Source organism: Rhizobium sp. WYCCWR 11128 (assembly GCF_013416305.1).
GTDB lineage: Bacteria > Pseudomonadota > Alphaproteobacteria > Rhizobiales > Rhizobiaceae > Rhizobium > Rhizobium indicum.
In genome coordinates this window covers 78,347-102,221 of record NZ_JACCEZ010000016.1, presented here as the reverse complement: position 1 = coordinate 102,221, position 23,875 = coordinate 78,347, and the positions used below count along the sequence as shown (strand labels likewise).

At 61.8% G+C, this 23,875-nt stretch carries 24 protein-coding genes; 14 read left to right on the top strand and 10 right to left on the bottom strand.

Annotation, left to right across the window (positions count from 1 at the left end; all coding sequences use genetic code 11):
* Positions 1 to 4 precede the first annotated feature (4 nt).
* From HX898_RS30885 to HX898_RS30865, 5 genes are read right to left on the bottom strand one after another with little or no spacing between them, the layout of a single operon-like run.
* A complete protein-coding gene (locus tag HX898_RS30885; protein ID WP_180196653.1) occupies positions 5 to 1,198 on the bottom strand; it encodes an FAD-binding oxidoreductase in 1,194 nt (397 codons plus the stop codon).
* Between the two features lie 9 nt (positions 1,199 to 1,207).
* Complete coding sequence (locus tag HX898_RS30880) at positions 1,208 to 2,020, bottom strand: NAD(P)-dependent oxidoreductase (RefSeq protein WP_180196652.1); 813 nt, start codon at positions 2,018 to 2,020, stop codon at positions 1,208 to 1,210.
* Between the two features lie 12 nt (positions 2,021 to 2,032).
* Positions 2,033 to 3,244 carry a pyridoxal phosphate-dependent aminotransferase gene (locus HX898_RS30875; protein WP_180196651.1) on the bottom strand — a complete coding sequence of 404 codons (1,212 nt, stop codon included), beginning with the start codon at positions 3,242 to 3,244 and terminating at the stop codon, positions 2,033 to 2,035.
* Positions 3,241 to 4,908, bottom strand: coding sequence for a hydantoinase B/oxoprolinase family protein (locus tag HX898_RS30870; RefSeq protein ID WP_180196650.1), 1,668 nt, complete (start codon positions 4,906 to 4,908; stop codon positions 3,241 to 3,243). The genes HX898_RS30875 and HX898_RS30870 overlap by 4 nt, the downstream gene beginning before the upstream one ends.
* A gap of 10 nt (positions 4,909 to 4,918) precedes the next feature.
* Entirely contained in the window at positions 4,919 to 7,000 is a 2,082-nt protein-coding gene (locus HX898_RS30865; protein ID WP_180196649.1) for a hydantoinase/oxoprolinase family protein, read from the bottom strand.
* Positions 7,001 to 7,306: 306 nt separating this feature from the next.
* On the opposite strand from HX898_RS30865, the gene HX898_RS30860 reads away from it, so the two are divergent.
* The 5 genes from HX898_RS30860 (at position 7,307) to HX898_RS30840 (ending at position 12,391) form a co-directional block, all read left to right on the top strand.
* A complete protein-coding gene (locus HX898_RS30860) occupies positions 7,307 to 8,422 on the top strand; it encodes an ABC transporter substrate-binding protein (RefSeq protein WP_180196648.1) in 1,116 nt (371 codons plus the stop codon).
* A gap of 179 nt (positions 8,423 to 8,601) precedes the next feature.
* Positions 8,602 to 9,519 (top strand): branched-chain amino acid ABC transporter permease LivH, encoded by a 918-nt coding sequence (locus HX898_RS30855; protein ID WP_180196647.1) that lies wholly within the window; start codon positions 8,602 to 8,604, stop codon positions 9,517 to 9,519.
* 15 nt (positions 9,520 to 9,534) lie between these two features.
* Positions 9,535 to 10,845 carry a high-affinity branched-chain amino acid ABC transporter permease LivM gene (livM, locus tag HX898_RS30850; protein WP_180196646.1) on the top strand — a complete coding sequence of 437 codons (1,311 nt, stop codon included), beginning with the start codon at positions 9,535 to 9,537 and terminating at the stop codon, positions 10,843 to 10,845.
* Positions 10,842 to 11,660, top strand: a complete 819-nt coding sequence (locus HX898_RS30845; protein ID WP_180196645.1) for an ABC transporter ATP-binding protein — start codon at positions 10,842 to 10,844, stop codon at positions 11,658 to 11,660. Before livM ends, HX898_RS30845 begins: the two co-directional genes overlap by 4 nt.
* The gene (locus tag HX898_RS30840; RefSeq protein WP_138388700.1) at positions 11,657 to 12,391 is read left to right on the top strand and encodes an ABC transporter ATP-binding protein; all 735 of its coding nucleotides are present in this window, start codon (positions 11,657 to 11,659) and stop codon (positions 12,389 to 12,391) included. The genes HX898_RS30845 and HX898_RS30840 overlap by 4 nt, the downstream gene beginning before the upstream one ends.
* A 50-nt stretch (positions 12,392 to 12,441) precedes the next feature.
* Here the strand turns inward: HX898_RS30840 and HX898_RS30835 are convergent, their stop codons facing one another.
* The 4 genes from HX898_RS30835 to HX898_RS30820 all read right to left on the bottom strand — a co-directional run bounded on the left by HX898_RS30835 (position 12,442) and on the right by HX898_RS30820 (position 15,173).
* Positions 12,442 to 12,720, bottom strand: coding sequence for a DUF6522 family protein (locus HX898_RS30835; protein ID WP_018445068.1), 279 nt, complete (start codon positions 12,718 to 12,720; stop codon positions 12,442 to 12,444).
* A gap of 35 nt (positions 12,721 to 12,755) precedes the next feature.
* The gene (locus HX898_RS30830) at positions 12,756 to 13,886 is read right to left on the bottom strand and encodes an HPP family protein (RefSeq protein WP_180196644.1); all 1,131 of its coding nucleotides are present in this window, start codon (positions 13,884 to 13,886) and stop codon (positions 12,756 to 12,758) included.
* A gap of 57 nt (positions 13,887 to 13,943) precedes the next feature.
* Positions 13,944 to 14,849 carry a LysR substrate-binding domain-containing protein gene (locus HX898_RS30825; RefSeq protein WP_180196643.1) on the bottom strand — a complete coding sequence of 302 codons (906 nt, stop codon included), beginning with the start codon at positions 14,847 to 14,849 and terminating at the stop codon, positions 13,944 to 13,946.
* A 66-nt stretch (positions 14,850 to 14,915) separates the two neighbouring features.
* Positions 14,916 to 15,173 (bottom strand): hypothetical protein, encoded by a 258-nt coding sequence (locus HX898_RS30820; protein WP_180196587.1) that lies wholly within the window; start codon positions 15,171 to 15,173, stop codon positions 14,916 to 14,918.
* Between HX898_RS30820 and HX898_RS30815 the strand changes: the two genes are divergently transcribed.
* From HX898_RS30815 to HX898_RS30805, 3 genes are read left to right on the top strand one after another with little or no spacing between them, the layout of a single operon-like run.
* Positions 15,118 to 15,429 (top strand): hypothetical protein, encoded by a 312-nt coding sequence (locus HX898_RS30815; protein ID WP_138332568.1) that lies wholly within the window; start codon positions 15,118 to 15,120, stop codon positions 15,427 to 15,429. The genes HX898_RS30820 and HX898_RS30815 overlap by 56 nt on opposite strands.
* A gap of 35 nt (positions 15,430 to 15,464) precedes the next feature.
* Entirely contained in the window at positions 15,465 to 15,725 is a 261-nt protein-coding gene (locus tag HX898_RS30810) for a hypothetical protein (protein ID WP_180196642.1), read from the top strand.
* Entirely contained in the window at positions 15,722 to 15,946 is a 225-nt protein-coding gene (locus HX898_RS30805; protein ID WP_138332566.1) for a hypothetical protein, read from the top strand. The genes HX898_RS30810 and HX898_RS30805 overlap by 4 nt, the downstream gene beginning before the upstream one ends.
* 30 nt (positions 15,947 to 15,976) lie before the next feature.
* Here HX898_RS30805 and HX898_RS30800 read toward each other — a convergent pair whose 3' ends face one another.
* Positions 15,977 to 16,879, bottom strand: coding sequence for a GNAT family N-acetyltransferase (locus HX898_RS30800; protein ID WP_171600525.1), 903 nt, complete (start codon positions 16,877 to 16,879; stop codon positions 15,977 to 15,979).
* Between the two features lie 337 nt (positions 16,880 to 17,216).
* Between HX898_RS30800 and argE the strand changes: the two genes are divergently transcribed.
* From argE to HX898_RS30770, 6 genes are all read left to right on the top strand, one after another.
* Positions 17,217 to 18,338, top strand: coding sequence for an acetylornithine deacetylase (gene argE, locus HX898_RS30795; protein ID WP_138332562.1), 1,122 nt, complete (start codon positions 17,217 to 17,219; stop codon positions 18,336 to 18,338).
* 26 nt (positions 18,339 to 18,364) lie between these two features.
* Positions 18,365 to 19,288 (top strand): glyoxylate/hydroxypyruvate reductase A, encoded by a 924-nt coding sequence (locus HX898_RS30790; protein WP_180196641.1) that lies wholly within the window; start codon positions 18,365 to 18,367, stop codon positions 19,286 to 19,288.
* Positions 19,289 to 19,313: 25 nt separating this feature from the next.
* Positions 19,314 to 19,667 carry a cupin domain-containing protein gene (locus HX898_RS30785; protein ID WP_018245974.1) on the top strand — a complete coding sequence of 118 codons (354 nt, stop codon included), beginning with the start codon at positions 19,314 to 19,316 and terminating at the stop codon, positions 19,665 to 19,667.
* Between the two features lie 129 nt (positions 19,668 to 19,796).
* Entirely contained in the window at positions 19,797 to 21,260 is a 1,464-nt protein-coding gene (locus HX898_RS30780) for an aldehyde dehydrogenase family protein (RefSeq protein WP_180196640.1), read from the top strand.
* Between the two features lie 9 nt (positions 21,261 to 21,269).
* A complete protein-coding gene (locus tag HX898_RS30775; RefSeq protein ID WP_180196639.1) occupies positions 21,270 to 22,313 on the top strand; it encodes a tartrate dehydrogenase in 1,044 nt (347 codons plus the stop codon).
* A gap of 15 nt (positions 22,314 to 22,328) precedes the next feature.
* Positions 22,329 to 23,786, top strand: a complete 1,458-nt coding sequence (locus HX898_RS30770) for an NAD-dependent succinate-semialdehyde dehydrogenase (protein ID WP_180196638.1) — start codon at positions 22,329 to 22,331, stop codon at positions 23,784 to 23,786.
* Positions 23,787 to 23,875: the final 89 nt, after the last annotated feature.

Sequence of the window (23,875 nt, the reverse complement as noted above, 5' to 3'; positions counted from 1 at the left end):
TTCGTTAAATGACGGCGTCTTCGAGGAAGGGGCGCTGTGCTACTACCCGCTCGTAGCCGAATGGCGAAAGATCAAGGGTCTTGAAGCCGCCATAGGTAATCAGTTCCGAGAGACCCCGTCCCATTGCCGGCGATTGCTGGAGACCGTGCCCCGAGAAGCCGTTTGCGAAGAGGAAATTGCTGACCTCGGTATGCGGTCCGAGGACGACATTGTGATCGAGAGTGCAATAGTCATAGTGGCCGGCCCAGGAGTTGACGACCTTGATTGCCTCGAATGCCGGAACCCGGTTCGCCATGATCGGCCAGATTTCCTCATCGAATTCGTCGTGCATGACATCGAAATCGTTGGGGTCTACCTCAGGGTCATGTTTGGGATAGGTGCCCATCAGGTAGAACTTGCCCTCGGGCCGGAAGAAGACGCCGGTAGGATCGATCGTCAGGCCCACTTTTCCTTCCAGAGGCGTGCGGCAATCGACGACGAACAGCGAGCGTCGGCGCGGCTCCACGGGAACGTCGAGCCCGGCCATCCCAGCGATTTTCTTGCCGTTGGTTCCTGATGTATTGACCATCGTGCCGCAGGCGATCGTCTGGCCGCTCTTCGTCGACACGGAAACGATGCGGTCTCCCTCTCTATTGACGGCAAAAACTTCGTCTTCGATGTATTCGACGCCGAGCGCGCGCGCTTTCTTGCGAAAGCCCTGCAGCAGACCGACGCTGTCGAACCAGCCCTCGCCCCGCTCGCCGGTGCTGCCGAGTGTCAGTCCTTCGAGGTTCAGCCAGGGAAACCGCCGGCCGAGACCATCAGGATCGAGCAGCGTGACTTCCGCGCCGCACGAGATCTGGGTTTCGTGATTGCGCCTGAGAACCTGATCGCCGCGTTCGTCCTCGGCGAGGAACAGATAACCGGCCTCATGAAAGCCGATCTCCGCCGTGTCGTCATCGACGGCGACATTTTCCTTGAAGTTGCGGATGAACTCCGTCCCGAACTGCGAGACTTTGACATTGATCGCATTCGAGAACTGATGACGGATAGAGCTGGAAGACAGCGCCGTCGCCGAACGTTGATAGGTCCAGTCCTTCTCGATCACCAGGACCGATCCGTTGAAGTCGGGATTGGTCGCCAGAAAATATGCCGTCGAACTGCCGACCACTGCTCCACCGACGATCACCACGTCATAGGATGACTTGGAAGCTTGCATCAGGGCGTCTCACTTTTTCTCGTCTTCATAGTGGCCGGCGGCGGCAAAGCTGCCGCCCTGGAAGCGCACCGCCGGATCGTTGGGATCGCCCTGTTTCGTCTTGCCGAAGACCTTGTCCGCGTAGTCGTCGGCGCTGTCTTCCGGCTTGTATCCAAGCGATGCCGCCGTGCGGTTGTCCCAAAACGCCCGGCTGTTGTTGGACATGCCATAGGCGACCATGAAGCCGACGCGTTCGGCCGACAGGCTCTTTTCGACGAGTTGGCGGCAATCGCGATAGGAAAGCCAGGTGATGAGGTGGCGCCGGTCCGTCGGCTCAGGGAAGGACGAGCCGATGCGCAGGCTCACTGTCTCGATCCCGAACTTGTCGAAATAGTAACGGCCGAGGTTTTCGACGAAGGTCTTCGACACGCCGTAGAGACTGTCGGGGCGGGTCGGAACGTCGCCGTCGATCGTCTCGGTGCGCTCGTAAAAACCGATGGCGTGAACGGAGCTGGCATAGACGATGCGCTTGACGCCATGCTGCCTGGCCGCCTCATAGATGTTGTAGCTGCCGACGATGTTGGCGTTGAGGATGGTGTTCCAGGGGGCTTCCAGCCCCTGACCGCCCATATGAATGATGGCGTCGCAACCCTCCACGGCTTTCGAAACGGCGTCGAAGTCGGAAAGGTCCGCCGGAACATCTTCCTCGTGTGGCTTGACGTTCTCGCAGGGCCTGCGTGCAGACAGCCTGACGATCTTGCCAAGCCTTGTTCCTGACTTGCGCAGCTGGGTTCCCAGAGCGCCGGCCGCGCCGGTCAGAAGCGTACGCTGATAATCAGTCATCGAATTTTCCCTTTAGCGAAGTTTGGCCAGTGCATCGGCGGTGCGCTCGATGGCAATGGCAAGATTGTCACGCGATGTCGCGAAGGAAAGGCGAATATAGGGTTCGACACCGAAAGCGGCGCCGGGAACGGTTGCGACCTTGCCTTCCCTGAGGAGATAGGAGGCCAGTTCCGTATCGTTGGAAATCCTGGCGCCGTCGGGCGCCGTCTTGCCGATATAGTGGGCGCATTTCGGAAAGAGGTAAAAGGCCCCTTCCGGAGCTCGCACATCGAGATCGGGTATCGCGCTGAAGCCCCTCGCGACCAGTTCGCCGCGCGCCTTGTATTCGGCAACCGCCGTCCTGACGAAGTCCTGGGGACCGTTGAGCGCTGCGGCGGCCGCAAACTGGGTGATGGAGGACGGGCAGGTCGTGCTCTGGGACTGAAGCTTGTTCAAGGCCCGGGTCAGTTCCCGCGGACCGGCCGCATAGCCGAGGCGCCATCCTGTCATGGCATAGGCCTTGGATACGCCGTTGATGATGAGCGTGCGGTCCTTCAGCTCCGGGCACGCGACGACGAACGACGTGAAGGGCACGTCGCCGCAGACGATATGTTCGTAGATCTCATCCGACATGATCGCCACGTGGGGGTGGCGCGCCAGCACCGCGCCAAGCGCTTTCAGTTCGTCCGCCGTATAGATCGCCCCCGTCGGGTTCGAGGGAGAATTGAACAGGAACCAACGCGTCTTCGGCGTGATGGCTGCTTCCAGCCGCTCGGCTGTGATCTTGAAGGCGTCCTCGACACCGCAAGACACGGTTTTGGGAATGCCGCCATGCAGGATGACGATGTCGGTATAGGAGACCCAGTAAGGCGCCGGCACGACCACTTCGTCGCCGGGCTCCAGCGTGGCCAGAAATGCATTGAAGAGTATCTGCTTGGCGCCGTTGCCGATGGAGATCTCATCCATGGCGTAGTCGAGGCCGTTCTCACGTTTGAACTTGGCGACGATCGCTTCGCGCAGCTCCACCAGGCCGTCCGGCGCGGTATAGCGGGTCAGCCCCTTGCGCATGGCCTCGATCGCCGCCTGAACGATATGATCCGGCGTATCGAAATCGGGCTCGCCGAGCGACAGGTCGACGACATGCTCTCCTTTGGCCCGCATCGCCTTGGCGGCGACGGATACCGCCATGGACGGTGAGGACTTGATCGTCGCAACACGTGTGCTTTCGAATGCAATCATATTCATGCCTTGCCTCCCTTAGTCCGGCTCCTGCCGTAGGCTTCAGCCTGTTCTTCTGTGATGTATCCATGCTTCAGATCGTGCTCGACCGCATCAGCCGGGCGATGTGCCGGATCGCCGTAACCACCGCCGCCCGGAAGCGACAGGACCAGGCGCCGGCCCTCAGGTACGAATTGCAGCCCCTTGCCCTTGAGAACCGTACCGTCGTCGAGAGCAACTGCGCCGGCCGTGCCGTTCAGTCCGCCTTCGCGGCCGCGTGCGGGGTGGCCAAGCCTGTCGAACATGGCGGAGAAGCGGAAGCTGAAGCCTTCGGCCGCTTCGATCTCGATCATCTGGCCGAGACCGCCGCGCTGGGCACCGGCACCCCCGGACCCCTCGCGCAATTCCTTGCGCCAGATGATGACGGGACCGACATTCTCCGTCGCCTCGATCGGCATCGTGTGCACGCCGCTCGGAAAGGCGGTGGCGTTCAAGCCATCGAGAGCGGCGCGGGCGCCGGTGCCGCCGGAATTGAACATCAGGATTTCTGCGCCCTTGCCGCCGATCTGATCGGAGACGGGGCGCACGCTCATATGCAGGTTCCAGAGCGCGCTCGCACCTTCCGCCGGGACCTGGCCTGGAAGCGCCTGATGCAGCGCGCCCAGCACGAGATCCGGGACGAAATGGCCGAGAACGTGGCGGACGGCGACCGGCGCCGGCCGCTTGGCATTGAGGATGCAGCCTTCCGGCGCCACCACCTCGAAGGGCGCGAGAGAGGCTGCGTTGTTTGGAATTTCCGGCGCCACGACGCATTTGATACCGTAGCAGGCATAGGCTTTGGCATAGACGAGCGGCACATTGATGCCGAACTTGCTCATGCCTGAGGTGCCGTCGAAATCGACCACGATCCCCTCGGGGCCGATGGTGAGTTTTGCGGCAAGATGCACCGGCTCGTCATAGCCGTCGAGGTCGAGGCTATAGTTCCAGGAGCCATGCGGAAGGTTCTGCAGCCGCTCCAGCGTTGCCTCGCGGCTATGCTTGAGGATGAAGCCGCCGATCGTCGACAGATCAGGAAGATTGAATTCCGTCAGCATGTCGACGAGCCGCCGCTGGCCCGTTTCGTTGCAGGCGGCGAGCGCATAGAAGTCGCCGACGACCTTGTCGTTTTCGCGAACATTGTTTCGGACGATATGGATCAGCGTCCGGTTCAGCTCGCCGCGCTCGAAGAATTTCATGATCGGAATGAAGATGCCCTCTTCATAGACTTCGCGGGCATCCGGGCCGAAACCGCGGCCGCCGACATCGACGACATGCGCGGTCGAGGCAAAATAACCGACCAGCTTGCCGTGATGGAAGGAGGGCGTGACGACGGTGATGTCGTGCAGGTGGCCGGTTCCCTTCCAGGGATCGTTGGTGATGTAGACGTCGCCTTCGAAGATATTGTCCGGCCCGATATCGGCGATGAAATGCGCAACGGATTCCGCCATGGCATTGACGTGGCCGGGCGTGCCGGTAACCGCCTGTGCCAGCATGCGGCCTTCCAGGTCGAAGACGCCCGCCGACAGATCGCCTGCCTCGCGCACCGAGGTGGAGAAGGCCGTGCGGATCAGGGTCTGCGCCTGCTCCTCGACGACGGAGATCAGCCGGTTCCACATGACCTGCATATGGATATCGATCATGGATTGGTTCACGTGACTATCCTCAGATCCGGGTTGCGAGAAGGCAGCCGTCGTGCTGAACGATGGCCTTGAAGGAGGAAGTGAGAACGGTTGAGGTCTCACGCTCGACGATGACGGCCGGGCCCTTGATCACGTCGCCAGGCTTCAGGGCGGTGCGCTCGTGAATGCCGGCTTCGAGATAGGCGCCTTGGGAAGCCTCGAACAGACGGCGGGTCTTGCCCGGCGGCACGACATTGCCTTCGGCGACGGAGGGGATGCGTTCGACCGGCGGCAGCGGCGAACTCGCCTTGACCGACCAGCTGACGATCTCGATATCGAGACCCTCGATGGCGCGGCCGAAGAAGCGCTCATATTCCCTTTCGAACAAGGCTGCGATCGTCTCGGCGCTCGCAGGGTCGAAATTGTCGTCGGCAAGCGGGACCGGGATATCCCAGCCCTGCCCGGCATAGCGCATGAACAGCGTGCGCTCGATCACCGGGGAGCCGGCGTCGAGCCCGCCTTCGACGAAGCCAAGCGCTTCGGCCTTCATCGCTTCCAGGAGGCGGTTGGCCTCCGCATATTCGAAATTCGACAGGTTGAAGACGGCGCTGCGGACGGATTCGTAGCCGAAGGGCGCCTTGAGGAAACCGATCGCCGAACCGACGCCGGCGCCTGGCGGAACGAGGAAGGTCGAGATACCCATCTTTTCGCAGAGGCGTGCGGCATGCAGCGGCCCTGCGCCGCCGAAGGTGATCATGGTGAAATCGGAAATGTTCTTGCCGTTCTCGACGGTGTGAACGCGGCCGGCATTGGCCATGTTCTCGTCAACCATTTCGCAGGCGCCGTAAGCGGAAGCTTCCGGATCGAGACCGATGACCGAGCCGATATCGTCGCTCATCGCCTGGTGGCTCGCCTCGACGGAAAGCGGGATTGCGCCACCGGCGAAATTGGCAGGATCGAGCTTGCCGAGGATCAGGTCCGCATCGGTCACGGTGGGGTTCTTGCCGCCGCGCTGATAACAGGCCGGGCCGGGCTCCGAGGCCGCCGAATGCGGCCCGACGCGGATCTGACGCATTGCGTCGACCGAAGCGATCGACCCGCCGCCGGCGCCAATTTCGACCATCTCGACAACAGGGATGGAAATCGGCATGCCTGATCCCTTGCGGAATCGATAGGTGCGCGCGACCTCGAAAGTCTTGGCCGTCTTCGGCACCTGGTTTTCGATCAGGCAGATCTTGGCGGTGGTGCCGCCCATGTCGAAGGAAAGAACCGTGTCGAGACCATATTGACGGGCGATGTCGGCCGCGAAGATCGCGCCGCCCGCCGGACCGGATTCGACCAGGCGGACCGGAAACTCGGAGGCGCTCTCGACCGAGACGATCCCGCCGCCGGAATGGATCATGAAGACCGGGCAGCCGACGCCGATCTCCTTCAGCGACACGACGAGACGGTCGAGATAGGATTTGATCGCCGGCTTGACATAGGCATTGGCGCAGACCGTGTTGAAGCGCTCGAATTCGCGCATCTGCGGAGAAACCTCCGACGAGATCGAAACGGAGAGGCCAGGAAGGCGCTTCAGGATCGCGTCGCGGACGGCGATCTCGTGGGCGCCATTGGCATAGGCATGGATGAAACCGATCGCGACACTTTCATAGCCGCCTGCCGCGACCTTCTCGACGACGGCTGCGACCGAAGCCTCGTCGAGATCAAGCAGAACCTTGCCCGTCGCATCGATACGCTCACGCACGACGAAGCGGTCGGCGCGCGCGATGAGAGCCGGCGGCAGGGAAATATTGAGATCATATTGTTCGAAACGGTTCTCAGTGCGCATCTCGAGCACATCGCGAAAACCTTCCGTCGTCACGAAGGCGGTCTTGGCGCCGCGCCGCTCGATGAGTGCGTTGGTGGCAAGCGTCGTGCCATGGATGAGGATGCCGATCTCTGAAAGAGCGATGCCCGCCATGTCGGCAACGGTCTTCACACCCTTGAGGATCGCCCGCTCCGGCGCCGTATAGTCCGTCAGGATCTTCGTCGAGTGAAGCGCCCCATCGAGGTCGAGAGCGATATCCGTAAAGGTGCCGCCGATATCGACGCCCACCCGGCAGTTTCGTGGCGTGCTGCTCACCGTCTTGTTCCCCGCTTTCTTAACCTTCGAGACCGCGCTGCGCGGCCATGCATCCCGCCATTCTTCACTGTTGCAAACGACACTGCAACATTTCCGCTTGACGGTCTTCGTATATGTCACTTATCATATAAGTGTCAATTAAGAAAAGGCCCGAAAGTCTCGAAACTCGCCCTTCTCGGCGTTTTCAACGAGAACGAATTACACAGCAAAAATAATAGCTTCGCCGAACGACGAAGCATGAACGCGGACTTGAACCGCGTCGAGAACGACTAAAAATCGAATGGCTTCAACCAGAGGGAAAAACACATGAAATCCATCTCGACACTTCTTAGCGCCACCGCCGTCGCCTCCGTCCTGCTGTTTTCCAACGCATTGGCGGCCGACACGATCAAGATCGGCGTCGCCGGCCCCTATACCGGCGCCAATGCGACCTTCGGCGAGCAGGTGTTCAGCGGCGTGTCCGCCTACGTCACCGACGTCAATGCGTCGGGCGGCATCAATGGCAAGAAGATTGAACTGGTGAAGGGGGACGACGCCTGCGAACCGAAGCAAGCCGTTTCCGTCGCCAATCGTTTCGTCGACCAGGACAAGGTCCAGGCCGTGATCGGGCATTTCTGCTCGTCCAACACGATTCCCGCTTCCGAAATCTACAATGATGCCGGCATCCTCGAAATGACGCCGTCCTCGACCAATCCGACCGTCACCGATCGCGGTTTCGACAATCTGTTCCGTGGCTGCGGCCGTGACGACCAGCAGGCCGTCGTTGCCGGCAGCTTCATTCTGGATACGCTGAAGCGGGACAAGATCGCGCTCATTCACGACAAGGACACCTATGGCCAAGGCCTGGTGGACGCCGTCAAGAAGACGATCGAAGCGCGCGGAATCAAGCCTGTGATGTACGAGGGCCTGACCCGCGGCGAACGCGACTTCAACGCGCTCGTCACCAAGATCAAGAGCTCCGGCGCCAACGCCGTCTACTTCGGCGGCCTCATTCCCGAAGGCGGTCCGCTGATCCGCCAGTTGAAGGAGCAGGGTGTCGACGTGGTCGTCGTCAGCGGTGACGCCTTCGCCCAGACGGAACTCGTCGCGGCCGCCGGCGGTGCGCAGAACCTCAAGAACGTCTATTATTCGGCAACACCGGACCCGCTGGCGGATCCCTCCACGCAGGGCGTCCAGGATTCGCTGAAGAAAGCCAACATCACGCCGGCCAACTACGTGCTCTATGGCTATGCCAATGCACAGGCCGTCATTGCCGCGCTCAAGGCCGGCGACGAGCTGAAGGCCCAGGCCGACTACCTCCGCAACAACACCGTCGATTCCGCCATCGGCAAAATCACCTGGGACGCCAAGGGCGACATCAAGGACTTCAAGTTCGTCTTCTACAACTTCGACGACAAGGGAACCCCTGTCTTGGTGAAGTAAGGCATTTTGCCCGAGCCGGCCGGACCTAAAGCTTGTCGCGCAAAACTGTGCAGCGGTTTTGCGGTAACGACATGCGGAAAAATAAAGACCTAAAGCGCGACCAGAGACTCTGAAAGATCGCGACGCGCTTTAGGTTCGGCCGGCTTATCCATCCCCGAAAACCATAAGAGGGGTTCACCATGGACTTTTACATCCTGCTTCAACAATTGTTCAATGGCATCACGCTGGGGACGATCTACGGCCTGATCGCGGTCGGATACACCATGGTCTACGGCGTCATCCGGATGATCAACTTCGCCCATGGCGACGTCTATATGGTATCGGCCTATATCGCCGCCATCACGCTTGCCGTCCTTGGCTATTTCGGCGTTCAGTCGGTTCCCTTCGCCTTGATATCCGTGCTGGTGATCAGCTGCGCGATCACAGCCGTCTATGGCTGGGTGATCGAGCGCGTCGCCTATCGGCCGCTTCGCGGCTCGACCAAGCTGGCTCCGCTGATATCGGCGATCGGCATCTCGCTGATGCTGCAGAGCTACGTCCAGATCGCCCAAGGCGCGCGCGACCAGGGTGTGCCGACCCTCATCCAGGGGGCATTTCGCATCGGTGGCGATGTCCACTTCGCGCAGATCACCTATATGCAGACGGTGATCCTGTTCGCGTCGCTGATCGCCATGGGCGTGCTGACCTATGTGATCAACTACACCAGGATCGGCCGCGAATGCCGCGCCACCCAGCAGAATATCCGGATCTCCGCGATACTCGGGGTCAATACCGACCGGATCATTTCGGCGGTGTTCGTCATGGGCGCGGCCACTGCCGCCGTCGGCGGCACGCTCGTTACCTTCAACTACGGCTCCTTCAACTTTTTCATCGGCTTTGTCATGGGCATCAAGGCCTTCACGGCCGCGGTTCTCGGCGGGATCGGCTCGCTGCCCGGCGCCGTACTCGGCGGCATCGTCCTCGGCCTGACCGAGGCTCTGTTCGCCGGCTATGTCAGCACCGACTACAAGGACGTCTTCGCCTTCGCATTGCTCATCACTCTCCTGTTTTTCCGACCGTATGGCCTGCTTGGCCGGGCGGAAATCCAAAAAGTCTGAAGAGGAGCACGAACCATGGAATCCAACCGCCTTCGCGCACTCTTCAAGCAAGCACTCCTCACTTTTACGGTCTCCCTCATCCTGTTCGGCCCGATCTCGGGGCTGGTGCTCGACGGATTTTCGTTCACGAACGAATTGATGCGCGCGGTGTTGTTGGCGGCCGTCGTCACGGCAGGCCGATCGGCACTCTCGCTGTTCCAGATGAGCAGCCTCGGCCGAAAGCTCACCCGGGGCATGGCAGGCAACGGCGCCGGTGTGACCGTCATGACCGGCAAGGAACGGTCGCCGATGCTGGTCCTTGCCCTGTTGTTTTTCGCCGGGTTGAGCCTGCCGTTCTTTGCCGACAAATACTTCCTGGGCATTGCGATCCTCGCCTTGATATATTGCCTGCTCGGCCTGGGGCTCAACATCGTCGTCGGGCTTGCGGGTCTGCTGGACCTTGGCTACGTCGCCTTCTACGCCGTCGGAGCCTATCTCCTGGCGCTCGGGTCGCAATATCTCGGCATCGGGTTCTGGGGCGCTCTGGTCCTTGCGCCTTTTCTGGCCGGTCTCTTCGGCATGATCCTCGCCTTCCCCGTTCTCAAGATGCATGGCGACTATCTTGCCATCGTCACGCTCGGATTCGGCGAAATCATTCGTCTGGTGCTGAACAACTGGCTGGAATTCACCGGCGGCCCCAACGGCGCTCCGGTTCCGGCACCCACCTTCCTCGGCCTCGAATTCACCCGTACGGCCAAACAGGGCGGCGTTCCCATTCATGAATATCTGGGCATCCCCTACAGTGCGGACTACCGGTTCTGGTTCCTCTATTTCGTGCTGTTTCTCATCGTCTGCTTCGTCATCTACGCCGTGGAGCGGCTGCGCGTCATCCCTCTTGGCCGCATGTGGGAAGCGCTGCGGGAAGACGAGATCGCCTGCCGTTCGCTCGGCGTCAATCACGTCTTCACAAAGCTCACGGCCTTCATGCTCGGCGCCTCCACGGGCGGCCTCGCCGGCGTCTTCTTCGCCGCGCAACAGGGCTTCGTGAACCCGACCTCCTTCACCTTCTTCGAATCCGCGCTGATCCTCGCCATCGTCGTGCTCGGTGGCCTCGGATCGACGGCAGGCGTCATCTCGGCAGCTCTCGTTCTCACCATTCTTCCGGAACTTCTGCGTGAGTTCGCCGAATACCGCGTTCTGGTCTTCGGCATCCTGATGGTAGTGATGATGATCTGGAAACCGCGCGGCCTGGTCCGCATCAAGCGTCCGGCATTCTTTCCGAGCTCGATGAAAGAAGGCATCGGCACCGAACTGTCCTTTGAGGGCAAGGCGGAGGCGGGGCGATGAACGAACCCATCCTCGAAGTGCAGAATGTCACCATGCGTTTCGGCGGCATCGTCGCCAACCGGGACGTCAGCTTCTCCGTCGAACGCGGTGATGTCACCGCCCTGATCGGCCCCAACGGCGCCGGCAAGACGACGATGTTCAACTGCATCACCGGATTCTACCGCTCCAGCGAAGGCCGCATCATGCTGAACGGACGCGGTGGTCCGACGGATATCGGCCAATTGGTGACGAAACCGATGACCGGCGGCTCGCACCTCGTGACGCGCGCCGGGATTGCCAGGACGTTCCAGAACATCCGCCTGTTCAAGGAAATGTCGGTCATCGAGAACCTTCTGGTCGCCCAGCATCTGGCCACCCGCAACAATATTCTCAGCGGCGTTTTCCGAACCGGGGCGTTTCGCAAGGCCGAGGCAGACGCCGTCGACCGCGCCTATCACTGGCTTGGACAGATGAAGCTTGCCGACGACGCCAACCGTCTTGCCGGCGAACTGCCCTACGGCCGGCAGCGCCGCGTCGAGATTGCCCGCGCCATGTGCACGGGTCCAAGCCTCATATGCCTCGACGAACCGGCCGCCGGCCTCAACCCCTCCGAAACGCTCGATCTGGCGGAGGTCATCCAACGGCTCTGTACCGATCACAAGCAGACGGTTCTCGTCATCGAGCACGACATGGGTCTCGTCATGCGCATTTCGAACCACATCGTCGTGCTCGATCATGGCGAGGTGATCTCCGACGGCACGCCTGAGTATGTCGCCAACGACCCGGCCGTCGTCGCCGCTTATCTCGGGGTCAGCGAAGAAGAGGTACCAGCATGAGCCAGTCGTCCGACACGCAGGTACCGCTTCTCGAATTCGCCGGCGTTCACGCCCATTACGGCCCGGTAGAAGCGCTGAAGGCGGTAAACGTCCATATCTCAGCCGGTGAGATCGTCAGCCTGATCGGCGCAAACGGCGCCGGCAAGACCACGCTGCTTTCCTCCATCTTCGGCGCGCCGCGCGCCTCATCCGGCAAGATACTGCATCGCGGCGAAGATATCTCCCAGATGCCGACAAGCAGGATTTCCCGGCGCGGCATCGCGCTCGTTCCGGAAGGTCGTCAGATCTTTCAGGAGATGTCCGTCGAAGAGAATATGATGATGGGCACGACGCCAATCGGCATGGCCCGCTTCGAAGAAGACCGGAACACCATGTTCGAGCTCTTCCCGCGCCTCAAGGAGCGCCGAAATCAGACCGCCGGCACCATGTCGGGCGGCGAACAGCAGATGCTCGCCATCGCCCGCGCCATGATGGCGCGGCCCGAGCTGATCCTGTTCGATGAACCGTCGCTCGGCTTGGCGCCGCTGATCGTCAAGCGCGTTTTCGAAGTTTTGCGGGAGATCGCTGCGATGGGCAAAACGATATTTCTCGTCGAGCAGAACGCCAACCATGCACTGAAGCTGTCGCAGCGGGCCTATGTCATGGTCAACGGCCGCATCCACCTTTCCGGCGACAGCGCCGCCCTGCTCGATAACCAAGAGGTCCGCAAAGCCTATCTCGGACTGCACTGAACAAGGGGCTTCCAGCCGGCATGGCCAATCTGCCGACAGCTGGCGTCGATTTAGCGCGGATGCCGTCCGGAGGATTTACCCCGAAGAACGGTCATCTGTTCCTGCTGCACTTCATTTTCATCGTTCAGAACGGCTTGCCAAAGCCTGTTGCCGAGCCGAAGCGACACGCGTTTTGTCCCCTCATGTTCGGCAGTCCCGATTTCCACGGAACTGACGACGGAACCATGGCGCATGTGGCGGCGAAGATCGGCCAGCGACAATCCGAACCGTTTCGCCAGCTCCGATGATTCCAGGATAAAATCGCCATTTGAATCGCGCTCAATCAGCACCGATTTTTTCTCCAGCTAAGTTCCACGCTCACGGCTCAGGCCACCGCCGGAATCGCATTGTCCTCCTTTGGCAGCAGCCGCGCTACTGCGCTCAGCAGATCCGTCTGAGATATCAGGCCAAGGATGCGGTAATCGTCGTCGACGATGATGACGGCATGCGTGCGCCCGTCCGTCAGGACGGGCAACAGCGACAGAGCAGGATCCGAAGGTCTGGCCACCGCCGGCCTCGAGATCGCATGCGCGATGGTCTCGGTGCTCATCGACAACTCCCGCAAGCCGACGCTGCCGACTAGGCGACCCTCCGGGTCCTTCACCGGCAGCGTACGGATATTATGCTTGAGCAGAAGATGCCGTGCGGCATCCGGTTCCGAAGCTTCGCCAATGGCGATCACGTCGCGCGACATGATATCGGCACAGCTGATCTTGCCGTTTGAGCGGATGGCCGCTTGCAGCTCGACCTGCTGCAACAGCCGGCCAAGGTCTGCCCGGTCGATATCGAAGGTTTCGTCGAACGCCTCAAGGGCCGCATCGACATCCTCTTCGCGAAAACCCACCCGCACGGCTGACGGCAGGTCGATCGTCTGATGGGTGTTCTCCGCCGGCTTTGGAACGACGTGCGGATAATTCCGCTTGGATAGCTTGTGGAACAGCAGGCCAAGGCCGACGAGAATGCAGGAGTTCAAAGCGACGGGCACGAAGGGAAAAAGGAATCCCCAGCCGGCAACGACAGGACCGCCGAGCACGGCGGTCAGCGCAGCCGCTCCTCCTGGCGGATGAAGGCAGCGCGTGAAGGACATCGCGCCGATGGCAAGCGAAACGCCGACGCCGGTCGCGATGATCGGATCGCGGATGAAATAGGCAGCAATAATCCCCATCAGGGCGGAAATGGTATTGCCGCCGATGATCGACCAAGGCTGTGCAAGCGGGCTTGCCGGCACCGCAAAAAGCAGCACCGCGGACGCGCCCATCGGCGCGACGATCAGCGGAAGATGTGGCCCCTGCCCGAACATATAGCCGCTGATGACGCCGGTGAGACCGATGGCCAGCAAAGCGCCGAGACATGCAATCAATCGCTCTCGTAAGGTCGCTCCCGCCAATATGGGTGAGAACAAACGGAAGCGGCGGAAGCGGCTCGGTCCCACCTTCGGGGAAACGGGATACTGCATGACAAGACCAATTTTAAGCGAGGATTATCTGGCGGACCAAAGAGGAAGACGTGCGGACTAGTTTGTCGCCAGCCTGACATCTCTGCCTTTTGTCGCGCTGAGGACTTCGTGGAATGCGTTGAAGGCGCTGGGGCGATCATTCTTGCGATAGACGAGCAGCGTCTCGACGGGGCCTAGCTGGTGGGTCTGGACAGGCGTCGGCCAGTGCATGAGGTCAAGGACGGATCGCGGCATGACACCCGCCGTGTTGCCGGTCGCAACGCTCGCCAGGATCGCGTGGTAGGAGCCGAGTTCGCTCGTCGGCAGGGCGCTCGATTTGCGCGCCCAGTTTTCGGCGATCCGGCGATAGGTGCAGCCGGGCTCCAAAGCAGCGAGCGACCCGACACGCAGGTCGGCGGCGGATTTGATGGAGGGATGCCCGGACGGCAACACGATCAACAGGTCCTCGACAAAGACCGGCTCGATCTCGAGCGCCTTGAGTTCGGCATCGAAGCTCGAGTCTTCCTCGCGCATCGTCTTCGGCAGGCGGGCAATCAGCGCACAATCCAGCGCATCAGAGAGAACGTCGCGGGTCAGATCGCGGGACGCTCCCATCGTCAGATGAAGCGACACATCAGGCCACATCTGATTGAACTGTGTCAGCGCCGCCGGCAGCCTGCTGGCTGCCGTGCTCTCCATGGTGCCGACCCGCAATGTCCCCGATGGGGCGAGAGGCCGCACGGCCTGGCGCGCTTCGAGCGCAAGCGCCATAAGCCGGTTGGCATAGGCGAAAAACGTCTCGCCCTCGCGTGTCAACGTCATCTTCTTGCCGTCACGGCTGAAGAGCGAAACGCCGAGATCCTCCTCCAATTGCTGGACGCGCGTCGTCACATTCGACGGCACCCGCCCTACGGCCTTGGCAGCCTTGGTAACACTGCGGTCGCTGGCAACAGCGAGGAATATCTCGATCGATGAAAGGTCCAATGAAAGGATCTCATTTCCGGAATTAAGACGACAGATAATTCTCTATATAAAAATCATTGCGCAGGCTCAAGCCGATTTCGGCATTGGGCGAAAAAACGCCATCCGCGGACCGAACAGGCAAGCGATTGCCGAAAAAAGGATCGCGACGCCGAGGAAATAGCCATGCAGGCGGCGGCATTGCCTCTGTCGGATGAGGATTTGCGGGTTTGAGGCTGGCATGCGGTTTGCATCCTCAAGGCCATCTGCAGATCGATCGGCGACGACCTTAATGTTGCAACTTGTCTTGACCTGTCTTCTTCTGAGCGTCGCTTCAGGCTTGAGCATGCGCCGTTTTCTCCTGCCGTATTTCCCAGGCGGCGATCTCGCTGAGAAATCCGCCCCTGTGACGATCGTCGCAAGCGCCGTCTTTCTGGCGGCAATCGCTTTCACCGTCTCCGATCAGGAGCTTTGGGCAAAATCCATCATCCTGATGCTCGGCCTTTCGCTGGCGGCGATGTTCGACGATGCGAGACCCAGGCTGACGATCGCCCTCTCCGCCGTCAGTTTGGCGGCCTATCTCGGGCTGCGTTCGATTAGCTAAGCCATCCAACCATCACGCAAACAGATCAGTGGTGATTGAACACCGCAGCTCATCGCCCGGTGTCGAAGCCCAATCGAGGCGTTGCATCTACCGACGAAATCATTCGTCAAAGAGCCACATCTTACAACCTGAAACATCCACCGACCGCCGACAAGAAAGACTTCGCGCAATACGGGAAAATGATCTCCATTGAAGAATATTCTCTCGCTGTTATTCTCCACAACAGAACATTTGCCGAGGCACGCCGGGACCGCAACGGCTCCCGTGCCGCACGGATGTTCGAGTTGCGCCGATGATGAGGAGGCGAGTGGCGATCATGGACAGCGACCCGGCAGGAAAAATCTGGTCGGAATGGTACGCGTGGCATCCTGTCTTGCCGACCGATGACACAGTGTTCTGGCTCGAGACCGTATACCGCAAGGAAAGCCCGGAGGGTTTCTGGCAATACCGCTCGTTCCGGCCCGAATTCGAACGTCAGCAGGCTCTGACCTGCATACCCATCTGTCCCGGCGCCTAAAACCCGACAACGATCGTCAGTAGGCTTGTGTCAACCGAGTGCTTGGCTGACGAGCGCATAGGTCTTCGGCTCGGGCGCCATCGCGCGTCCGGCAACCGGAAGCCAAGGGCCACCGAGCGACATGGTCGTCACGATATCGTAGACAGGAAGACCGCAGCGGGAGAGGAAATCGGAAAAGGTCCCGCCCTGCTCGCGTGTGTCGAGGCGCAGGAACGCCCCTGCATGCTCGGCCGCATGCGGGCGGACGACGGCGATCGCGTCTGCGTCACTGCGCGCCACAACCGGACCGATGACATGGCCACGCCCGAACCGCCGGCAAAGCGAGAATGCCTCGATCCGGCCGGCGCGGCTCAACACGATGCCCTTGGAATTTGCCAGGAGCCGGGCCAGGAGCAGTTTGCGATCCGTGCCGAAGGCCACGCAATCCAATTCGGCGATCGCTTCCAGATCGCCAGCCTCGACGGCCCGTATCACGGCGCCGGACGGCGGCGCCACATCCGGCGGCAATATCGCTTCGCCATGGCATTGAAAGACGAGCGCCTCCCGAACAAAATTCAGGGACCGATAAAGACGGCGCGCTGCGCGCGTCGCATTCAGCCCGAGGTTCCGCCCGGCGACCTGATTCAGCGCATGGCCCATCAACCATTGACCGGCGCCGTTGGTTTGAAGACGCGGCGAGGTGATGACCATACCGACCGTGGCAAATTGCGCGTCATAGGGAAACCACATGGCAGAGCCCAGGATACGGCCGATTTCATCGATCGCCACGATGCCCTGTCCGAACTCCCGCAGGAACTGCCAGTCCTCACCGCGATGCGGCCAGGCGACGGTCATCGAAAGTGCGTGCAACTGGTCAAGGGCAACGCTGTCGATCCCGGCGATATGCGTCTCGAAACTATCGACGAACCTGGATTCGGATATCAGTTCACTCACTCCCGCCCTCCTGCCGCATTTTTCTGGCCAAGTCTGCGCCCGGAAACTTCTCCGCCCAGACTAGAACAGATCGTTCGACACAATTCACTGGTGAAGCCTGCGCAAACACAACAATCGACCAAATCCCGATGCGCTTTCGGCAAGTAACGCCTGCGCCTCCCTCTAGACTCATCGACAGATCCAGCGGCCGGAGTCGCCATTCACTGTGAGAGCCCGGAAATGTCACCTCCCTCAGCCCAGTTGCAAACACCTCTAACATCTCGCTGGGCCGAATTGTCGTTTCCGTCGGCGGCATGGCCGCCGTCTCGGCAAGCAGGGCATGCTTGTGAGGTCACCGATGCAGGCCATTGAAATTCTCGAAAGGCTCGTCGGTTTCCCCTCCGTCGTCGGCACGCCGAACGGCGAGATCGTGGCGTGGATCCGGCACTACCTGCGAAGCCACGGCGCCGTCGTCACGGAGCTTCCCGGCCCGGAGGGCGATCGCTCGAACCTCTTCGCCACAATCGGCTCAAAGGGGGAGCCGGGCTATATCCTCTCAGGCCATATGGACGTGGTCCCCGCCGCCGAAGGCGGTTGGACCAGCGACCCGTTTCGCCTGCGCGCCGAGGCGGACCGCCTCTACGGTCGCGGCGCCACGGATATGAAGGGCTTCCTGGCCGCGGTTCTCGCGGCCGTCCCCGCGCTGGCGGAAACACCGCTTCGCCGCCCCGTCCACCTTGCCTTTTCCTATGACGAGGAGGCCGGCTGCCGCGGCGTGCCGCACATGATCGCCCGCCTGCCGGAGCTCTGTGCAACTCCGCTTGGCGCGATCATCGGCGAGCCGAGCGGCATGCGGGCGATCCGCGCCCACAAGGGCAAGGCCGCCGCCCGGCTGACGGTCAGGGGCCGGTCCGGCCATTCCTCGCGCCCGGACCAGGGACTGAACGCAATCCATGCCATTACCGACGTCCTGGCTTGCGCTCGCGCCGAAGCCGAACGGCTCACGCGCGGCCCGTATGAGCCTGTCTTCGAACCGCCCTACTCCTCGCTTCAGGTCGGCACGCTGAAAGGCGGCCAGGCGGTCAACATCATTCCCGACAGCTGCGAGGCCGAGTTCGAGGCGCGGGCTATTTCCGGCGTCGATCCCGCCGCGTTGCTAGCGCCCCTTCGAACATCGGCCGAGGCGCTGTCGCAGTTCGGCTTTCAGGTTGAATGGCGCGAACTCAGCGCCTATCCGGCGCTTTCACTTGCCGCCGATGCGCCGCTTGCAACTCTGCTCGGCGAACTGACCGGCATCGAGCCGCTCGCCGCCGTCAGCTACGGCACGGAGGCCGGGCTTTTCCAGCGCGCAGGCATCGATGCGATCATCTGCGGACCGGGCGACATCGGCCGCGCCCACAAGCCGGACGAATTCATCCTCGCCGGCGAACTGCTCGCCTGCCAGGCGATGGTCGAGGCGCTTGGCCGCCGCTGCACCTGATGACATCGGATCAAGGAGCCGACGCCATGACCTTTCTCTTCAATTCCGATGCGAAGCGCGGCGCCATATTCGCCGAAGCCTTCGCGCGCGAACTGCCCGACATTGCTTTCTCCATGGATCCCAAGTCGGTCGAACCGGACGCCGTGCGCTACCTGATCACCTGGACGGTGCCGGAGGATCTCGCACGCTATCGCAATCTCGAAATCCTGTTTTCGATCGGCGCCGGCATCGACCAGCTCCGTATCGATGCAGTGCCTGCTTCGGTGAAGGTGGTGCGCATGGTCGAGGACGGCATCATCAGGATGATGCAGGAATATGTGACGCTGGCCGTACTTGCGCTGCATCGCGACCTGCCGGCCTATCTCGACCAGCAGCGGCGCCGGACCTGGCAGGCTATCGCTCCTAGGCAGGCCTCGGAACGCCGCATCGGCGTGCTCGGGCTCGGCATGCTTGGCAGCGCCGTGCTCGAACGTTTACAGCCCTTCGGCTTTCCGCTTTCGGGCTGGAGCCGCAACCCGCGCGAGATCGACGGCGTCCGATGCCTGAGCGGCCGGGACGGCCTCGACATTCTGCTTGCAACCACCGACATTCTCGTCTGCCTGCTGCCGCTGACGGACGAGACGCGGGGCTTCCTGAATGCCGAGCTTTTCGCCAGACTGCCGGCCGCTGCCGCACTCGTCCATGTCGGTCGCGGTCCTCAGCTCGATCATCAGGCGCTCGTCGACGCGCTCGACACCGAGCATCTCTCCGGCGCCGTCGTCGACGTCACCGATCCGGAGCCGCTGCCTCAGGACCACGCCTTCTGGAACCATCCGAAGATCCTGCTGACGCCGCACATTGCGAGCGTCACCCAGCCTGAAACCGCCGCGGCGGCCGTCATCGGCAACATCAAACGACATCAGGCGGGCGTCGATCCGATCGGTCTGGTCGATCGCAACCGTGGCTACTGAGTTCTCAACCTAGGAAAGCAAAATCATGTCCCTCCTCAAGACGATCGACACCAACCCATCCTTCGCGCCGCGCGAGTCCGGGCCCCTCCCCGAACGCCTGATCTCGGGCAATCCTGCCTTCAAGACCTGGGCGCAGGATGTCGCCCGCGGTGAGACGGTTCATAGCGGCGTCTGGGAAGCGACACCCGGCGAGACGCGCTCGATCAAGGGGGAGACGTTCGAGTTCTGCCATATCCTGTCCGGCCTGATCGAACTCACCCCGGAAGGCGGAGAACCGGTTGTCTACAAGGCCGGCGACAGCTTCGTCATGAAGCCGGGCTTCGTTGGCGTCTGGAAGACGATCGAGACGGTGCGCAAGATCTACGTCACCGTGTCGTGATGCCGACGCCGTAGATTTGACTGCGGCGGCGGCGAAAACGCAATTTTTCGCCGCTGCGGCATCGCCGGTCGACGCATGCTGCTCGCCTTCCCCGGTTAGGCTTGTCTCAGCCCATCCAGAGGACATGCGATGACACTCAGCTTCGATCCGAACACGATTTCCCTGCCCGTCGGACATTTCATCGGCGGCCGGCTGGTTCCGGCCGAAGCCGTCATCGACATGCACCGTCCATCCGACGGCAAGGCCTATGCCGGCTGCCCGCTGGCCGACGAGGCCCTTGTCGACCACGCCGTCGAAACCGCCAGGACCGCCTTGAAGACGAGCAATTGGGGTGGCGTACGACCACGCGAGCGCACTGTGGCGCTACAGCGTTGGGCGGATCTGATTGAAGCCGAGGCGGAGACCCTCGCCAGGCTCGAAGCGCTCTCCTCGACACGTCCCGTTGGTCATCTTGTCGCCGGCGACATCGCCGTCACCGCCGAACAGATCCGCTTCTTTGCCGAATTCGCCGACAAGGAGGGCGGCGACCTCGTCCCGACCGACGATGCGAACTTCGGCATGATCATGACGGAACCCTATGGCGTCGTCGGCGCCATCACACCCTGGAATTTTCCCTTGTCCATGGCCGGCTGGAAGATCGGCCCGGCGCTGGCGGCGGGCAATGCGGTGGTGCTGAAGCCATCGGAAATGACGCCGTTTTCCACACTCTATCTCGCCGAACTTTCGGTGCGAGCCGGCCTGCCGGCCGGTCTCGTCAACATCGTGCTCGGCGACGGCCCGACCACCGGAAATGCGATCACCGGACATCCCGGCATCTCCAAGGTCAGTTTCACCGGCTCGACCGCAGCCGGCGCGGCGATCATGACCAACATCGCCCGCACCGGCGTCAAGCCGATGACGCTGGAACTCGGCGGCAAGAGCCCGCAGCTGGTCTTCGCCGATGCCGATCTCGATCTTGCGGCAGGCGCAATCGCCGGCAGCATTCTCTCCAACGCCGGTCAGGCCTGCGTTTGCGGATCCCGCCTTATCGTCGAGGCGAAGGTGGCGGACGCGCTCGCAGCTGCACTCGTCGAGAGGCTAGCGGCCATCCGCCCCGGCCCCACCTGGGATGAAGCGACCGATTATTCGCCCGTCATCTCCGAACGACAGATCGCCCGCATGGACGGCATCATCCGTGCCGCCATCGACGGTGGCGCCGAATGCCTCACCGGTGGCCGCCGCCTCGACCGCGAAGGTTATTTCTACGCACCGACCCTGATTTCGGGCGTGACGGCAACATCGCCAGCAGTTCTTGAGGAAATTTTTGGACCGGTCCTGACCATTCAGACCTTCGAGGACGAGGAAGAGGCACTGAGCCTCGCCGACCATCCGGCCTATGGGCTCGCCGCAGGCCTCTTCACCCGCGATCTCTCGCGTGCCATCCGCGTGACGCGCCGCCTGCAGGCCGGCACCGTCTGGGTCAACCGCTATGGTCGCTCGCGCGACCATATCCTGCCGACCGGCGGCTACAAGCAGTCCGGCATCGGCAAGGATCTCGGCCGCGACGCCTATCTCGCCAACCGCAAGAGCAAGAGTGTGCTCATCAGCCTGTGAGGATCTGCGATGAAAACCTACAAGATCGCCCTTCTGCCCGGAGACGGCATCGGCCGTGACGTGACGGCAGCAGCCTGGGCCGTGCTCGAAAAGGCAGCTCGCCTGAACGGATTTTCTCTGGATGCAACCAGCTATCCCTGGTCCTGCGACTACTATCTGGAGAACGGCAGCATGATGCCCGCCGATGGCATCGAAACGCTCAGATCCTTCGATGCAATCCTGCTCGGCGCCGTCGGCTGGCCTCGCAAAGTGCCGGATTCGGTGTCGCTGCATGGGCTGCTGCTGCCGATCCGCAAGGCCTTCGTGCAATATGCCAATATCCGCCCGCACCGGCTGCTGCCGGGTGTGCAGGGGCCGTTGCGGTCCGATGGCTTCGACATCCTCTGCATTCGTGAAAATACCGAGGGCGAATATTCCGGCGCCGGTGGCCGCGTCCACCAGGGCACCGATAATGAGGTGGCGGTCGAGACCTCGATTTTCACCCGCAAGGGGGTTGAGCGCATTCTGCGCTTCGGCTTTGAGCAAGCGCGTGCGCGCAGCGGCAAGCTTGCCTCGGTGACGAAGTCCAATGCCCAGAAATATTCGATGGTCTTCTGGGACGAGATCACCCAGAGGCTTTCAGCGGAATATCCCGATGTCGAGGTGACCAGCTACCATATCGACGCCATGGCCGCCCGCATGGTCATGGCGCCTGATAGTCTCGACGTCGTGGTCGCCTCCAACCTGTTCGGCGATATCCTGACCGACCTCGGCGCCGCCATCCAGGGCGGGCTCGGTTTTGCCGCCTCCGCCAACATCAATCCCGATCGCTCAGCGCCATCGATGTTCGAACCGGTCCACGGCTCGGCGCCCGATATCGCTGATCTCGGCATCGCCAATCCGATCGCCGCCATCTGGTCGGGCGCGATGATGCTGGAGCATTTGGGAGAAAAGGCTGCTGCCGCAAGGGTGATGGCATCAATCGAAGCAACAACGGCGCGCGGCATCGGCGCAATTCCCGGCAAGGACAAGACCGACGCGATCACGGCATCGGTGCTTTCGGCACTCGGCTGATCAATGGAGAACAGAATGAACGGATTAAGAGATAGCAGTCTGCTTCGCCAGCAGGGGCTGATCGACGGAGAATGGCGCGGGGCTGAAGCTGGGCGCACGATCGAGGTGATCGACCCGGCGACCCAGCATGTGCTGGGCACGGTGCCCGACATGGACGGAGCCGATACGAGGACGGCGATCGCCGCGGCGGAAAAGGCCTTTGGTCCATGGCGCGCAAAGACCAATGCCGAGCGCGGCGCATTGCTGGAAGCCTGGCATGATCTGATGCTCGACAATATCGAGGATCTGGCGCTGATCCTCACCCGAGAGCAGGGCAAGCCACTGACGGAAGCGCGCGGCGAAATCCGCTATGGCGCCTCGTTCATCAAATGGTTTTCCGAGGAGGCGCGCCGCATCGGCGGGACGACCATTCCCTCGCCGACGGCAGATCGGCGGATCGTCGTTCTGAAGGAGCCCGTCGGCGTGTCGGCGATCATCACGCCGTGGAATTTTCCGAATGCGATGATCACCCGCAAGGTCGGACCGGCGCTCGCCGCAGGCTGCACCGTCGTCGTCAAGCCATCGGACCTCACCCCTTATTCGGCGCTGGCGCTCGGCGTATTGGCGGAGCGCGCCGGCATCCCCAAGGGCGTGATCAATATCGTCACCGGCATGCCGGCCGGCATCGGCGACGAACTGATGGCGAACCAAACCGTCCGCAAGATCTCTTTCACCGGCTCGACCCGCGTCGGCTCGCTGCTGATGCGCGGTGCGGCCGACAGCATCAAGCGGCTCAGCCTCGAACTCGGCGGCAACGCGCCCTTCATCGTCTTCGACGATGCCGATCTCGATCTGGCCGTGGAAGGCGCGATCGCATCGAAATTCCGCAATGGCGGGCAGACTTGCGTCTGCGCCAACCGGCTTCTCGTCCAGTCCGGCGTCTATGAGGCCTTTGCCGCCAAACTTTCCGCGCGCGTATCGGCCATGAAGGTCGGGGCCGGCACGGATGCCGGCACCGATATCGGGCCGATGATCAACAAGGCGGCGATCGAGAAGATCAAGCGTCATGTCGACGATGCGGTGGAAAAGGGAGCGAGGATCCTCGCCACCGCAGATTCCGTGCCTGAAGGCAATCAATATGCGGTGCCAATGGTGCTTGGCGGTGCGACGACCGAGATGCGGCTCGCCAGCGAAGAGACGTTCGGACCCGTTGCCCCGCTTTTCCGTTTCGACAACGAGGAAGAGGCGATCCGCATCGCCAACGCCACGCCCTTCGGGCTTGCGGCCTATTTCTACACCGGGAGCCTGAAACGCTCTTGGCGTGTCGCCGAAGCGCTCGAATTCGGGATGGTTGGCCTCAACACAGGGGCGATCTCGACCGAGGTCGCTCCCTTCGGCGGCGTCAAACAATCCGGTCTTGGCCGGGAGGGCGCGCAGTGCGGCATCGAGGAATATCTCGAAATGAAGAGCTTCCACATCGGCGGGCTCGCCTAACTACAGGAAAACAAAAGAGCGCCGGGACATCATCCCGGCGCTGGATGATCGGAGCGACGGTCGATGCTCCTGCTGGAGCAACTCCGACA

Coding starts and splice junctions, on each gene's coding strand:
- HX898_RS30830 (WP_180196644.1), bottom strand. CDS start 13,886: ATGCAGTATCCCGTTTCCCCGAAGGTGGGACCGAGCCGCTTCCGCCGC.
- HX898_RS30840 (WP_138388700.1), top strand. CDS start 11,657: ATGAGCCAGTCGTCCGACACGCAGGTACCGCTTCTCGAATTCGCCGGC.
- HX898_RS30885 (WP_180196653.1), bottom strand. CDS start 1,198: ATGCAAGCTTCCAAGTCATCCTATGACGTGGTGATCGTCGGTGGAGCA.
- HX898_RS30805 (WP_138332566.1), top strand. CDS start 15,722: ATGATGAGGAGGCGAGTGGCGATCATGGACAGCGACCCGGCAGGAAAA.
- HX898_RS30860 (WP_180196648.1), top strand. CDS start 7,307: ATGAAATCCATCTCGACACTTCTTAGCGCCACCGCCGTCGCCTCCGTC.
- argE (WP_138332562.1), top strand. CDS start 17,217: ATGCAGGCCATTGAAATTCTCGAAAGGCTCGTCGGTTTCCCCTCCGTC.
- HX898_RS30880 (WP_180196652.1), bottom strand. CDS start 2,020: ATGACTGATTATCAGCGTACGCTTCTGACCGGCGCGGCCGGCGCTCTG.
- HX898_RS30855 (WP_180196647.1), top strand. CDS start 8,602: ATGGACTTTTACATCCTGCTTCAACAATTGTTCAATGGCATCACGCTG.
- HX898_RS30770 (WP_180196638.1), top strand. CDS start 22,329: ATGAACGGATTAAGAGATAGCAGTCTGCTTCGCCAGCAGGGGCTGATC.
- HX898_RS30790 (WP_180196641.1), top strand. CDS start 18,365: ATGACCTTTCTCTTCAATTCCGATGCGAAGCGCGGCGCCATATTCGCC.
- HX898_RS30775 (WP_180196639.1), top strand. CDS start 21,270: ATGAAAACCTACAAGATCGCCCTTCTGCCCGGAGACGGCATCGGCCGT.
- livM (WP_180196646.1), top strand. CDS start 9,535: ATGGAATCCAACCGCCTTCGCGCACTCTTCAAGCAAGCACTCCTCACT.
- HX898_RS30875 (WP_180196651.1), bottom strand. CDS start 3,244: ATGAATATGATTGCATTCGAAAGCACACGTGTTGCGACGATCAAGTCC.
- HX898_RS30815 (WP_138332568.1), top strand. CDS start 15,118: ATGTTGCAACTTGTCTTGACCTGTCTTCTTCTGAGCGTCGCTTCAGGC.
- HX898_RS30820 (WP_180196587.1), bottom strand. CDS start 15,173: ATGCTCAAGCCTGAAGCGACGCTCAGAAGAAGACAGGTCAAGACAAGT.
- HX898_RS30785 (WP_018245974.1), top strand. CDS start 19,314: ATGTCCCTCCTCAAGACGATCGACACCAACCCATCCTTCGCGCCGCGC.
- HX898_RS30780 (WP_180196640.1), top strand. CDS start 19,797: ATGACACTCAGCTTCGATCCGAACACGATTTCCCTGCCCGTCGGACAT.
- HX898_RS30845 (WP_180196645.1), top strand. CDS start 10,842: ATGAACGAACCCATCCTCGAAGTGCAGAATGTCACCATGCGTTTCGGC.